This is a genomic window from Bacteroidales bacterium (assembly GCA_031275285.1).
Classification (GTDB): Bacteria; Bacteroidota; Bacteroidia; order Bacteroidales; family UBA4181; genus JAIRLS01.
Genome location: JAISOY010000061.1, coordinates 16,807 through 33,070, shown reverse-complemented (window position 1 = coordinate 33,070; position 16,264 = coordinate 16,807). Strand labels below are relative to the sequence as shown.

3 protein-coding genes are annotated in these 16,264 nt (G+C 48.1%); 2 read left to right on the top strand and 1 reads right to left on the bottom strand.

Going from position 1 to position 16,264, the window contains the following annotated elements; all coding sequences use genetic code 11:
* The first annotated feature begins 135 nt into the window (after window positions 1-135).
* Window positions 136-1,848: a formylglycine-generating enzyme family protein gene (locus LBQ60_05755; protein ID MDR2037410.1), complete on the top strand. Its 1,713-nt coding sequence runs from the start codon at window positions 136-138 to the stop codon at window positions 1,846-1,848.
* Between the two features lie 403 nt (window positions 1,849-2,251).
* Window positions 2,252-15,004, top strand: coding sequence for a tandem-95 repeat protein (locus LBQ60_05750; protein ID MDR2037409.1), 12,753 nt, complete (start codon window positions 2,252-2,254; stop codon window positions 15,002-15,004).
* A 143-nt stretch (window positions 15,005-15,147) separates the two neighbouring features.
* On the opposite strand, the gene LBQ60_05745 is transcribed toward LBQ60_05750, so the two are convergent.
* Window positions 15,148-16,233, bottom strand: coding sequence for a bifunctional 3-deoxy-7-phosphoheptulonate synthase/chorismate mutase type II (locus LBQ60_05745; GenBank protein ID MDR2037408.1), 1,086 nt, complete (start codon window positions 16,231-16,233; stop codon window positions 15,148-15,150).
* Window positions 16,234-16,264: the final 31 nt, after the last annotated feature.

Sequence of the window (16,264 nt, the reverse complement as noted above, 5' to 3'; positions counted from 1 at the left end):
TTTTAATGTAAATTTTAAATTCCTTTAGGATTTTGGTAACTTTTATTGTTTATATTCGTATGCTTAATATTGGTTAAAATATGTTAAAGGAATTATTGAGTCAAAATAATAATGCAATACTTAAAGTTTAGAGTTATGGTTAAGAAATATTTATTCTTTTTTTTACTTTTCCTGGTTGGGGGATTCCCTTTATTTGGCAGTGGGATCCAGGTATTGAATACGGAAGTAACCACCAATGCTGATAAAAAAAGTGCTCAGGTAAAATTTTCACTCACCTGGGATCATTCCTGGCGGTTGGAAGTCGCAGCAAACTCTCCGTCTAATTACGACGCCGCATGGGTATTTATCAAATACCGTACCCTGCCGGGTGATAACTGGAACCACGCTTATATCTCCACAACGGCGGGTAACCATAAAGTACCCGACAATGCTTTGCTTAGTTTAGGCAATTCTGTTGCTGTAGTGAGTGGCACGAATACCACCGTTGGCGTGGGCGCTTTTATATACCGCAAGGAGCCCGGTAATGGTACCATTGCCTTTACGGATGTTGAACTGAACTGGGATTTTGGAAAGAACGGATTGACCGGCGGAGAACAGGTGGAAGTGTGCGTATTGGCTACCGAAATGGTATATATACCCCAAGGAGCCTTTTTACTGGGTGATTATACTTCCGACGGACATTTTACAATAAACCGTTCAAATCTTACCACCAATTCCGCACGGGCTGATGCTCCATTTACAGTATCTGCAGAAACAGTGCCGGGAAACTTCTCAAACGCATGGATTTACTATAATTCTACGTCAAATCAAACTTACAGGCAAAGCTTACAGGCCATGTTATCCAGTCATAATACAGTAAAACCGGTTACTCCCGATAATGCCGGAACTACTTCCCTGACTAACCACGTTATAGCAAGCAGCAATGCCAATTATTTTACAACAGCATATTATACAGCCATACCGGGCGCCTATCCCAAAGGTTTCCGCGCTTTTTATTGCATGAAATATGAAATCACCCAGGGCGAGTATGTGCAATTCCTGAACAAGAATCTCGTATCGGTAAAAAATGCAGGCACTTACCATTATTCCGGCACAGCAGCAGGGCGGTATGCCATTACTAAAAAAACCGGTACCGGTACGGCTGACAATCCTGCCGAATATGAATTATCTTCCGCCACGGCAGCCTATTTGCCCTGCAATTACCTGAACACAAACGATATTTACGCATGGCTGATATGGGCGGGACTTCGGCCGATGACCGAACTTGAGTTCGAAAAAGTATGCCGCGGCACGGAAGCCGTTCCCGGAACAGCTTCACTCAGGCCGCAATATGCCTGGGGTTCGACAACCATCAATAATACATCCAATTTTTCGAACAAGGGTATGTCCAACGAAGCGCCTTCGAATGCCACCGGCAATTGTGCCGTAGCTACCGCGGCGGGAACCACTACCACTGTCGGCGGCGGAACCAATGCCAATATTGACGGCCCATTGCGGGCAGGCGCTTTTGCCACCCCGGTGAGCAGCCGCGAAAAATCGGGCGGAAGCTATTACGGAGTCATGGAAATGTCGGGTAACCTCTGGGAACGTTGTATTTCAATAGGCATACAGCTCGGACGTACATTTGCCGGCGGACATGGCAACGGTGAAATTGGCATCGGCACGACGCCCGACCTGCCGATTAGCGGCGGCTGGCCTGGTGTTACCGGCGCCGGATTGGGTTTCAGGGGAGGTAGTTACCTCGACCAGGCTGCCCGTGCAAGGATATCCGACAGGTATTTTATCAATAATGTCGGTACGGCACGTAGTCCTGCTGTTGGCGGCCGTGGTGTAAGAACGGCGCTTTAAAAACCTCCGGGGCCTAATTATGCCATAAATTATGGTGGAACTTTTCGAAAATATTTCACCTTACCATTGAAATGGGATGTGGTTATTAATCATTTTAATCATGTAGAAAATATGGTTACATGGCACGATTTTAAAAAAAATACAATACGGGAAAATAAAAGAATTGATGGAGTATGAGTTTTAATCGGAAAATTAAATCGACAGATACTTTAGTATCATATCAGCAAAGTATCCCGGAGGCGTAAAACTCAGATTACAGCATTAAATTTATTAAGAAGCCGGAATATCAAAAGCCTTGTACGATCATCTGCACATATTATCCAAAGTAATACGACCTCGGGGGGATCAAAATCCTCCGGGATCCGGCAACGCAATAAGGTTAATCGGAATCATCTTCTTTGCCTTGTTTTTCACCAATAAAGCATCTGCACAAATAGCCGCTGAAAACAACATTTACCTGGGCGGCATTTCACGATACATGAACATGGCTTGTTATCAATTTCCTGATGGAACTGTTATCGGCGAAGAATCTTCCATTTTCAAGGGCGGTGATTCCAACGATGCGTTGATGGGATGCGAACCCGATGTAATACTCAGTGTGGATGGCAAAACAGTAGACGGATTGTACAAGGGTGGCAGCGCCACTATTGTGATTTTGGATTGTATTGAACCCATGCGCTTATCCGATGGTGAAACCACACCGTATACAGGAGGTGGAAATTATGGCGATGCCGTGTATTGCGGTATGCCGGTTCAACTAACTCCGGACGGTGAAACAGTCGGCATATATAAAGGCGGTGCAAGCAACGATTATTATGTGAACTGCCTTGAGAAACCTGCGATCATCGACGTAGACCTGCCCATGTATCAGGGCGGACGCAGCTATATGGAAATACTTTCATGCAGCAATATGTTGCTTGGCGAAGGCACCTTGTTTGTAGGCGGCGCTTCGCGTGTGATGGCCATTTCCTGTTTCGAGCTCGAATCGGCCGGTGGCAGCATGTTCAACGGCGATTCGTCACGCATCATGCTTACCGAAACGGCCTGTCACACACTTGAGGAATCGCTCACGGGCGAAAACTTTTATGGCGGTGGAGAAAGCGTGGGTATAGCTGAGGATTGTATCGACGATGTATCGCTTGGCGAACCCACGGGCGGTTACTATCGCGGCGGAGAAAGCACGGATGCAGCTGTATTCTGTTACGTGCCTCCTTGTCTTGATCTGGAACCTTCGGTCATTTCGACCACAAGCGTCATGCCTATATGTGTGGGTAAAGAACTCGTGCTGACCGCTTCGCCTGCCAATAGCCGGCAATGGCAACGTTATGACGGAGCAGACTGGAGAGACCATTCTACGGATGAATACATACAGGTTTCCACATCAGGCGAATTTCGCCTGGTCAGTTTCGGTTCCGCCGAAGGTTGCGTGGATACCTCAGCCGTATTCTATGCCGAATTTATCACAAACATACCGCAACCGGTCATTACCATCGAAGGTTCCAACGTGATTTGCGTTGGCGGTTCGGTTGCCCTTCGTTCGAGCGAGTCGCACGAATACCTGTGGAGTAACGGTGCTACAACCCGAACCGTCTGGTTAACCCAGGGCGGCAATTACACAGTAACCATCACTGACATTAACGGCTGTCAGGCTACTTCCGATCCGGTTACACTGATCGACGGAACAGCCGTCGCTCCTGTAGCAACGATCACACCGGCCGGAACAACGGAAATATGTTTCGGAATCAGTCAGACTTTAACAGCCAACGATGGAGCAACAGCATATCAATGGAGTAACGGTGCAACATCACAATCCATCTCCGTATCGGAAGCCGGGAAATATACCGTGCGCATCACCGATACCAACGGTTGCCAGGCTACGGCCGATTCAGCGGAAATCATCGTACACGACGTTCGCCCCGAAATTTCATATCCCGATGGTCTGACCATATGTTACGACACGCCTGTTACCCTTTCACTGGCGCCGCACACAGGCAACATACAGTGGTATAAGGACGGCGCTATCCTTACGGGAGAAACAGGCACAACAGTACAGGCCGGCGAAACAGGTGTATATCATGCCGTACTTGACACATTGGGCTGTCAGTTTGCTGCACCTGCAATAACCGTTAATTCGAACAACTCCACAATCCCCTTGGCAGCCATCACCGCATCGCATCCCGTATTATGTGAAGGTGGTTCCGTGACGCTCACCGCTGCCGATGCAACGAAATACACCTGGTCGACCGGTGAGGAGTCGCAAGCCATTACGGTGAACGCTGAGGGAACCTATACCCTTAAGGTGGAGGATGCTTATGGTTGTACATCAACGGCAGATTTTGCACTCACTGAAGTGGCCGTAACCATCCAACCCGAAATACAGGCCGTATCCGGACAATTGGATTTGTGCCCCGGTACAACGGTAACATTAAGCATCAGCGCGGGTGATACATGGTTATGGAGCAACGGCGAAACCACGCAGAGTATTATTGTGGCTTATGCCGATACGGGAAGTTATTCGGCCGTCGCTTATGACGCCAACGGCTGTGCCGTACAGGCCGATGCGATTGAAGTAACCGGCGTGGAAGAAATCACTCCTATAGTGGATGCCGGCAATGCCGTGATCTGCGGCAGCGAACCGCTTACTTTGATGGTAACGCCTGTGGATGAATCATACACTCACAGATGGTCGACCGGAGAAACAGCCCCGGATATCAATGTTACAACAGCCGGAAGCTATTCCGTCATCATTACCACTGCCGAAGGATGCCAGTTCGTATCGGCGCCGGTAACGGTAACTGAGGCAGCAGCCCCGGAAAAACCGATTATTTCATCCAACTTTACGATTACCAACGACACCATCAGGATATGCCCCAACCAGATAACACTGGTAACACTGGAATCAACCGCAGCGATGGCATATTATTGGAATACCGGCGAGGAAACCCGTAGCATTACACTTGCCGATACCGGAAAATATGTAGTTGCTGTTGAATATGCCACTACTTGCAGTGCAGTATCGGATACCATGGTAGTGATGCTGGCGGACAATTTTGTATTTGCCAGGTCGGAAGACGACAGAACCCAGTTGTGCCCCGGCGGAAGCATTGCCCTTTTTATAGATGGCGCCGAAGCAGGCAGCACATTTGTATGGAACAACAATCCTGCATGGACCAACGATACGTTCATCGCCACAACGGCAGGCGCATATTATGCCGAAGTAACGGGCACGAGTGGTTGTGTTGAAACCACCAATACGATATACATCACGGATTTTGCGACCACCAAGCCGGTAATTTCTGCCAATGGCGACCTGAATATCTGTGCATACGATTCGGTAAGGCTTACCGTAACAGCCGGCGAAGCATATCTGTGGAATACAGGAGCTGTTACCCGGTCGATCTATGCGAATGTCGAAGACCGGTATATTGTTGCCGTAACCGATGCGAACGGTTGCGTCCAGAAAGACAGTATCGACGTTACGGTTAAACCCGTTTATTCGCCGGTGATCGTTTCCGCAAAGGATACCATCTGCCAGGGCGATAAGCTGACACTTTCAGTTGATGCACCTGCCGGTTCTTCTTATTTATGGAACACGACCGAAACCACATCTTCCATTGTTTATGATGCACCGGCACGTTTCGGTACGCAAACCTACTGGGTAGAGATCACCTATCCCGAGGGTTGTGTCTTCCGTTCGCCCAACAAGAATATTTACGTGAACATGGCTCCACGCCAACCCGACATTACCGTGGTCGGTTCCAACAATATTTGTCCCGACCTCACGGTAGCGCTTATTTCCACCAAATCCGACCTGTATAAGTATAACTGGACATGGGAGACTTCGCCAGGCGTATGGGAGAATTACCCTGACGGAAACACCTTCGGTATCGTAATAGACGAAAATGGTAATTATGCAGTGACAATTACCGATACGATTACAGGCTGTAGCAACAGATCGGAAACACTCGAACTGAGCAGCCTGTCATCCGCCTCTGTGGAAGTATATCCTGCCGGCCCCGTCAGTATTTGCAAAGCAGGCGGCTGGGTGAAACTCGAAGCATTCGATTCGCAGGGACGCGACGTTACCTATAAATGGAACACCGGCGAAACCACCAAGAGCATTATCGTAACCCAGGCCGGCTATTACCGCGTAACGGTTTCCGCGCTTGTGGAAGGCGAACTGTGCGAAATTACTTCGCAGCGCGTTGAAGTTCGCGACGGCTCTACATTGCTTGCCCCGTCCATTACTACCAGCGGTACCACTACCTTCTGCGAAGGTGGTAGTGTAACACTCACCAGTAGCCGCTCAACCACCGGATTTTACGAATGGGTGCGCTGGACTGAAACCGACACCACTTCGGTTGGAACATGGCAACAACTTACTGTAACCGAATCCGGCGAATACATGATGGTATTTACCGACAATAAAGGTTGCAAGGTATATTCACCAAGCGTTAAGGTAACGGTGAATCTTACTCCCGAAGCTATTATTTCACCTGCCGGAACATTCACCGTATGTCCTGGTGAGCAGATAACCCTTAGTGCCAACGAAGCCCCGAATGGCCAGACGTACCGCTACATATGGTCAAACGGCGCCACCACCCGTGTGCAGGATGCAGCGCCGGGTACACATACCGTAACGGTAACCACCCAGGCAGGTTGCACAAAAACATCCGATCCGGTGGTAATCAGGCTTGCGACAGATAAAGCTCCTGCGCCGACAGCAGAAGATGTCGGTATATGCGAAGGAGAAACGGCAATACTCACCGTAGCCTCAGCAGCCGTTGCCAACCCCGAATTCAAATGGTGGGATGCTGCTACGGACGGCAACCTGCTCGGCAGGGGCGATACATTTGAAACGCCGGCACTGACAGCCGATTACGAAGTCTGGGTCAACGTTAGTTCCGAAGACCTTTGCGAAAGCGACCGGGTGAAAGTCACGGTAAGCGTAGGGCAGAAAGTAGCAGTAGATATTACCACAACGGACAACATGGCTATATGCCAGTTCGATGCTTCGATAACCCTGACGGCAATTCCGGCAGGTGGCACATTCAGTGGTAACGGCGTAACCGGTTCAACATTCGATCCTGTTCTTTCCGGAAGCGGCCAGCACCGGATATACTATACGGTGACCAATAAGGGTTGCCCAAATGCGGACAGCATTGAAATAAATGTATTGCCCGCTCCGGATATTTCATTCAGCAATGTTCCGGCAACCATTTGTTCCAACGAAGCGCCCATCATCATTGATGTATATCCTGCCGGTGGTACTTTAACCGGTAACGGAATGAACGGAAACATGTTCGATCCTGTTGAAGCCGGAACCGGCGAACACTGGATTGTATATTCTATAGCAGATGTTAATTGCGCCGGCAAGGATTCGGTAATGGTTATCGTATTACAGGCTCCCGAACCGGAAATCACCAACACACAAACGGTAGTAGGTATCGCTTCAGGAACATTCATCCTTACCGGAACTCCTGTTTTTGGTGGTGATGTCATTCATACTGATTTTTCAGGCTTAGGCGTGGTAACCAGTGCAGGAAAAGCATTCTTCGATCCTGCCATAGCCGGCGAAGGTGATCATGAAATCACCTATACTGTCACCAATAGCAATGGCTGTTCGGCAAGTACAAGTATTATCATCAGCGTTATAGGTAAGCCTACAGTGGACAAGCCCGTTGTGCCCGCTCCTGTATGTGAAGGCGATTTGCTCATAGTAACCGAACCGGATTACGATCTCCACGGAGCGACATTGGTCAGTAAAGGCTGGCTACTCGGCGGAGTGGTATTCGATCCGGCTATGACAACAATGACCTATACCGATAACAATAAAATACTGCAATATAAAGTAATAAGCGGATCAGGCGAAACCATCAGCGAAGGCGTCCGGATTACCGTTCATGCTAAACCGTTGCTAGGTAGCATCACCGCACTCGCTGCTGTTTGCGAAGGCAGTAAGATAAGCCCGCAGGTTCCGTCCGTTACTGAACGCGGAACACCCGTCACCACACAGGGCTGGCTACTCGGCGGAGTGGCATTCGATCCGGCCACTGCGGTTACTTATGATGACCACGGCAAGATGCTGCAATATTACGCAGCTTCGGCTTGCGGCAACGATACCACGCTGGCAGTCGCCATCACGGTGAATGCCGTCCGCATCACGGATATTGCCGACCCGCAAACCGTTTGTTTAGATACGCGGTTGACCATCACCACGCCTGTTGTAACCGGCGGCGCTACGGTGAGCGATGCTTACTGGATGTTCGACGGCGTTCGGGTAGACCTCGCTACTAAAGTATTCGGATCATCCGACGAAGGCAAAAAACTGAAATATGTGGTGGAATCGGATTGCGGAACTTTCGAAAGTAACGAAGCAACGCTGCAATTCGAAGCCAAATCGACAGCTCCCGACATCGTGATGAGTCCGCTCAACGGAATTATCTGCAGTACGGGAAGCGTAACCCTTTCTACAGCCAACTATGCCACTTACCAGTGGTACAAGGATGGCGTAGCATTCTCCACCAACGCAACCATCACCGTTGACGAAACCCAAACGGGAAGTTATACCGTGGAGGGAACCAGCGCCGACGGTTGCCAGAGCGAATTGAGCGCACCTTCAACAGTTAGCGTACAGGCTGCACTTGTGCCTGTTATCTTAGGTTCAATCTCCGTATGCGACGATGTGATTGAAAATTACACCATTGGCGGCCTCACCGGAAACCCGGCAGACTACATTTACGAATGGACTGCCAGCGGCGGTACCATACAAGGCAGCAACATTAATGCTTCCGTAAATGTAAGATGGGAACAGGGCGGCGCTCCGACGCTTGAACTGAAAGTGGTACATACGGCATCGAAATGCGAAACTACGGTAAGCATCAATATTACAGTAACCGACAAACCCACAATAGGCATAGTTACAGTTCCTGCCGCCATCTGCGAAGGCAATAAAATAACCCCGCAAATACCTGTGGTTACCGAATATGGTACGCCTGTTATTAGCCAGGGTTGGTTGCTGGACAATCTTCCGTTTGATCCGGCAACGACCGACCTCACATATGCCGACAACAGCAGTTTATTGAGCTATTTCATTACTTCTGCCTGCGGCAATGATACCACAATCGGCGTAGCCGTTACGGTAAATGCTCCACCGGTTATCCTCGGCATTGCCGATGATTTCACGGTATGCACGGGCGGTTTGTTGACTCCTGGAACAGTGATTGTTAATGACCGGGGCGCAACACGAGGCGATGTATACTGGCTATTCGACGGCGTGCGCGTTGACCTGACAACCAAGAGATTTACGGACGCCGATCATGGTAAGAAATTGAAATATGTGGTGGAATCAAGTTGCGGCAATTCTGAAAGCAATGAGGCCGAAATACTGATTGGCCCGAAACCGGCGGCTCCGTCCGTTGCCATGACACCCGACAACGGCCATATTTGCAGCACCGGCAGCGTAACGCTGGAAGCGTCGGATTACAACACCTACCAGTGGTACAGGGATGGTGTAGCATTTGCCGTCACAGCTACCATTACCATAGATGAAACACAGGCAGGTAGCTTTACCGTACAGGGATTCACTGCCGAAGGTTGCGAAAGCGAATTGAGTGAGGCTTCCGTTGTGACAGTACAAATCCCGCCCACACCGGGCATCACAGGTGCAACCGTTGTATGCGAAGGAGTAGAGACAACCTATAAGGCAACCGGTTTACCGGGTGATGCTACCGGCTATACTTATACATGGTCGATCACAGGCGGTAGTATCGTTGAGTTTGACCTTGACTCTGTGGTAGTTCACTGGGATTATAATGTAACGCATCAGTTAGACCTTGAAGTTGTCGATAATTCGACCACTTGTGTGGGGACAGCAAGTTTCACCGGCCTTACCGTGAACGAAACTCCCGACTTTACTGTAACCGATCCGGATGCTGTTTGCCCGGGCGAAACAGTGGATCTGCGGACAACCGTACCTGTAAATCCTTCGTTGACCTATATTTTCTACGAAAATGACCAGGAAACGCCCGTAGCTACACCCGAAGCCGTGAGGGTTCCGGTTGCAGGATCCATTTATTTCGTGCAGGCTACCGATAATTCGACGGGTTGCAAGAGCGAGATGAAAATGAAGATGATCACCGTTACCGGGAAACCGATACCGGTTGTAACCTTCGATGTTCCCGAACAGGGAGTATGCCACGGGAACGAATCATTGCCGGTAACTTTCTACAGCACGATGGCAGGAACCACATACGTGTGGACAAACAACAAAACAGGTATCGGGTTGGCGGCAAGCGGAACATCGTCCTCTATACCGGCATTTACGGTAACCAATACCAGTGCATTGCCCGATACGGCTACCATCACGGTATTAGCGAAGGCAGGAGGTTGCAACGGCGAAACTTATACGTTCACTATCATTGCGAACCCTAACCCGGTAATTTCGGTGAGAGATACCGCCGTCTGTGCCGAACACACTTTCAATCTGGCAGAATTAGTTGCGTCCAATATATCCGCAGCATATAATTTCTATCAGAACGATGGGGTAACTCCCGTTGATGATCCCGATGCTGTGATGATTGCCGCCGGCGACACCACTTTCTATGTGCAGGCAGTTACCCAACCGAATGGTTGCCTGAGCACGACCAAAATGATTAAAATCACGGGATTTGCATTACCGGTGTTTAATGTGACCAATCCGGAAATGTTATGCGAAGGCACTGTCGTGGATCTGACGGATGCGATCCCTGATGACAATATGGTAGATTATACTTTCCTCGATATCGATGGAACGACAGAAATAGCCGATCCGACTGCCGTAACGCCTCCGGCAGGAACGAATACTTACTTCGTGCAGGCTAAGAGCAAAGTTAACGGTTGTACGAGTATGCAGGAATACATCACAGTAGAAGTATTAGCGAAACCAACCCTGCATATCGAAGCGCCGGACGGAACGAGTGTCTGTGACAACAGCACCGTCAGGTTAAATGCCGTTTCGAGTTATACCGGCGAAATGTGGTATGGTTGGTATGACAAAAACGGAGTATTGAACGAAACCGTAACAACACAGTTTTCGCCAAGCGCCCTTGTAGCGGATGTAACTTATACTCCCGGCCCGACGGAAGCAGGAACCACTGTCAAATTGTTTGTAAGAGCAAGGGATATGGCTAATAATGGCTCGCCCGTATGTGGTTATATTGCCGATACCATATTCCTGCAAATACATCCGGTGCTTACCGATGTATCGCTTGAAGTGATAGATCAACCGTCAGGTTATCAGGGAATCTGCGTTGACACCATGTATGTGGTGAAAATTAAGGCGACCGAAGAGGGCGACCTGAGCAATCTCCAACTCAGGTTGCACGATACCTACGCCTCAGGATTGACCATAAAGGGCGCATCTGTAATGCAACCCTACAATTCGGGTGTATGGACGGAATTGACGGATTCTGTGGTCGATATTACCGGAACAACATGGAATTTACCGGATATACTGCAACATGGCGATTCGTTGCAGGTACAGATAACCGTAGCTGCCGAATGTGATTTCTACAGCGGTTCGCCCATGGACTTCTATCTCTATGCCACGGACGGATGCGATAATAAACTACCGGTAATTACCGCTCCCACGGCAATATTCTATACCGAGCAGGATGCTGCGAACCTGAACACATACGAATTGTTCAGTACGTTCAGCCACAACATGGTAACCAACAATACCAATGACACGGTAACATGGCAGCTGCGGGCGGTAGTACATGGCGACCAGCTTACCGGCGAGAAAGAGTCTATGGTGGCGCTGATACCGCAAGGAATGACAGTAGTACCGGAAAGTTATAAGCCGGTACAAAACGCACCCGACAGAAGCCATATAACAACCATTATCGATCAGTTCGGAGTTGAGTTCGGCCTGCCGGTATTATCCGGCCTCAAGGAAGGTGATGAAATCATTGTTGAACTTAAATTCCATGCAATTGGCGCGCTTTGCGGCACATACGATTTCTATAGCGAGATTATCTACACCGACTCTGCTGAGTGTCGTGGCATAAAATGCGCTTTCAACTCCACGCGCGGAGGCGTTTATCCGACAATGGATGTGGAACGTTACAGGTTCAGTGTTACCGATGCCAGTTTTGGAAGGACAATTGACGACCTGTGGTACGGGGATATTTTCCTGAAAGCGGAAACACAATTCTATGCCGGCGATTCACTCTTCTTCGATTTCTATGTGGACAGGGACAACAGCAGCACACTCACTCCGGACGACACATTAGTACGTTCGTTCGTGCACCTTTCGACACTCGTAGCTCCTTCGGATACGATGGACTTCCTGTTCGACAGCGTTTATATTGAACTGGAAAAACAACTGGTAGTCGTGGTAAGGGGGAATGCGTTCTGCGAAACAGGAATCTTCCCGCTGGCTACCATCATGGGTACTGACACCATCTGCCAGGCCGACACCTCGTATTATCACACCGTTCCGGGTATGCAGACTTACAAATGGAATGTGATCAAGCCCGACGGCGTATCGGGAGCCACGCCGGTACGTATCCCTCTCGAAGGTTCTTCCGAAGTGAACTATGTCAACGAAAATGTAGCCAGGGTCGTGTGGCCGAAAGAAGGCGACTATACCGTATGGGCGCAATACAGCCTACCAACCAGTCCGCCAAGGGAACTGAGCCGGACATATTTCCCGGTACGTGTCAACCAGATACCTGTGCTGGAACTTACCGGCAACAGTGACACTACTGTTTGCGAAGGCACACGGGTTGAGCTGAGTCATTTCTTCAGGGAAACAACCGGTAGCGGTACAATGTCCTTCTACAGGGAAGAATCCGACGGCAGCCTGACCTTCCTTTCCAGCCAAACACCATTCTATGTGACGCTACAGGAAGGAACGTTATACTGGGCTATTGCGAGCAGCGGATCAGGCTGTGACTCCGAAGGAGTGTACTTTGGTGTTAATGTGAACAAAATGCCGCAAATAGGTTCGATCAGCGTTACTTCATTACCCGAATGCGGGACAGACTACGGAAGTATCATGCTTACCGTAACAGGCGGTAGTGGCGACTACCAGTACAGTATCGACGGTGGTGCAACATATACTGACCTTCCGGCGAATGGCCTGATTGAAAATCTTACTGCAGGCAGTTATCGTGTATATGTTAAAGATAAACTTTATGCGGGTTGTGCCCCATCTGTCAGTAATCCTGTTAATCTGAATCCGGCCAACAGTAATCTCCGTGCAACCGTTCAGACTGGTAACGCAGGAAACTGTACAAGTAGCGATGGCTCTATTAAACTTCGGGTGAATGGAGGTGTCTCGCCCTATCGTTACCAGATAAATAACGGTAGTTATGCTGTTCTTCCGGCTGACGGAGTGCTCGGCACCAGTTTCCCGGCCGGAAGGTATGTGATCAATGTGATGGATGCTGACAACTGTATCGCTACAGCCGGTGAAGTAGAAATAACAGCGACTTCCGGGCTGAAAATGATGCTCAGCCAGGTTACGCCATCGGCCTGTAATACAAACGGCACGGCAAGTATTACGCTTACCGGGGGAACCCCTGAATATAGTTACCGTTTAAATGGAAAAGGCTGGGTAGCAATGGCCAACTCACCTGAAATGGTTAACCTTAGTGCCGGATTACATAAAATATTTGCTAAAGACGCAGACGGATGCGAAACTTCTGACACAGTCCGCATTATCAATACGACAGGAGTATCAGTTAGTTTGACCGGTATTGATCATGCAACATGTAACGGCATGGACGGCGGAAATATCTACCTGTCGATCAAAGGTGATGCATCACCCTTAACATTAAGCATGGACGGCGGGATGACCACTATACCCGTAACTGCCGGTGCTGATACTATCCGGGGACTTTCCACAGGTACATACAATGTATTGCTTACAGATGCAAACGGTTGTACTTCGGTACTGGAAGGAATAGAAATCAGTGAAAAGTTCAATTTCGCGCAGGCTGTGGATAACCGCATATACACTTATGTCAACCAAAGTGTTACCGGTAATTTTGTCTGGGACGATTTCGAAAGTGACCGATCAGTACAAACAGTATCAAGTCATACTGCTCCGAAAAACGGAAATATTACAGTAACAAAAGATGGCAACTATACATATACGCCAGACATAGACTTCACAGGAAAAGACAGTATTCAATACTCCGTGGTCAATTATTGCGGATTTACAGTTTCAGCATGGTTACGTATCACTATATTGGATGCAAGGACTTCTACTAATCGTGCGCCTGTTGCACAGGATGATGATTATCTTATCAAAATGGGACAATCATTGACGGATTCCGATGTACGGAAGAACGATATAGATCCTGATGGTGACGCATTATCTACACCTGTACTTGTTTCGGGAGTATCCGGAGGTACATTGACACAAAACGGCAATACATTCAGTTATACGCCCAATGCAGGATTTACTGGTGTTGATACATTTACTTACCGGATATGTGATCCGGACGGTGCCTGTACTAAAGCACAAGTTCATATTACGGTATTATCCGATGAGATTTCTGCCGGTCATCATGTGGCACTTCCTGATATATATGTTGTGGTTGAAAACGATGTGTTGACTGTATCCAATACTGCTGAGGGTGTCCTGAAAAACGATATATACCCACAGGGTGCTGTTCCGACGGCCACTGTTATCAGGCAACCGGACCACGGTCAGCTGACCTTCAATGCAGCTAATGGTACGTTTACATATACTCCCGATCAGAACTATATCGGCACCGATGGCTTTACTTACACATTATGTTCCAATATGCCTGCAACCTGCGACACTGCAAGAGTAAATATTTTCGTATCCGAAGCCTGTCCTGATATTACTCCGGCCATCAACAGTGTTGACGAGGCCTGTATCGGTGACCGCGTAATATTCGATACCGATGCCGGTTATGATATTTATCAGTGGACAATCGCTTCCGGTACGGGTGGTACCATGGAAGGTGCCGGAACTACCGGTCAGGAACACTTTACATGGAGCGATACCGGAACGAAAACCGTATCTGTAACTGTAACCGATGACAACGGTTGCCAGGGTAGTGCAACAAAATCCATTTTAATAAAACCACGTACGGATACTGGTCCGGTATACCGTGTTCCGAACAAACCTAATTAGGTCATCCCAGGCATAGTTATCAAGAAGTAGTAATGGATATCTGTTCTACTTAAAAAATCAAAATTATTGGGCATAATAAAAAAACAATAGTTTTCCAAGTCCAGGAAAACTATTGTTTTTTTCAGGTATTGACTGATATAATATCATTTTTTATTCATGATCGCTTTTTGATGTTGAATAGATTCTTCATGGATAGCTGTATAAATCTTTTGAACAAAGTCAGTACTTAATCCCTTCGACAAACCGATATTGATCCGTTGTTTCAATAATTCCTGCCATCGGTTAGACTGGAAAATAGTAACATTGTTTTCCTTTTTGAAAAAACCTATCTTTTCAGCAATGGCCATTCTTTGTTCCATCAGATGTAACACTTCATCATCCAGTTTATCAATCTGCATTCGTAATTCTTCCAATGTTACTGCCTTTTTGTTATCAACGTCCTGAGACCGAAGCACCAGATTTTTAATAATATAATCTAAGTGTTCGGGAGTAACCTGTTGTGCAGCATCACTCCATGCATTATCCGGATCGCAATGTGATTCAATGATCAATCCATCAAAATTGAGATCCAGTGCAGATTGACATAAATCCATTATTAAATCACGCTTTCCGGCAATATGGCTCGGATCCACAATGATCGGAAGATTCGGAACACGACGACGCAATTCTATCGGGATCTGCCAGTGTGGTTCGTTCCGGTATTCGCTTTTTCCGTAGCTGGAAAAACCACGGTGTATAGCGCCAAGGTGGGTTACCCCGGCTGCATTTATTCTTTCCAGTGCCCCAATCCATAGTTCGACATCAGGATTTACAGGATTTTTGACAAGGACAGTAACATTTACCCCTTTCAGGCTATCAGCTATTTCCTGTACGGCAAACGGATTAGCTGAAGTTCTTGCACCGATCCAAAGTACATCCACTCCGTTTTTCAAAGCATCATATACATGCTTTACATTAGCCACTTCAGTAGCAATCCTCATTCCGGTTTCTTCTTTTACCCGTTTCAACCAGGACAATCCGATCGAACCAACTCCTTCAAAAGCATTCGGACGGGTACGGGGTTTCCAGATTCCCGCACGGAATACCTCGATCCCATTTTCAGACAGTTGTCGTGCCGTAGCCATTACCTGCTCTTCTGTTTCGGCACTACATGAACCGGCCAGTATTATCGGCTTAGTGCAATCAATACCAGGAATTAAAGGTTCGGATATATTTAAATTGATTTCCATTATATAATTATTTACTATTTTAGTTAATGTT

Coding starts and splice junctions, on each gene's coding strand:
- LBQ60_05755 (MDR2037410.1), top strand. CDS start 136: ATGGTTAAGAAATATTTATTCTTTTTTTTACTTTTCCTGGTTGGGGGA.
- LBQ60_05745 (MDR2037408.1), bottom strand. CDS start 16,233: ATGGAAATCAATTTAAATATATCCGAACCTTTAATTCCTGGTATTGAT.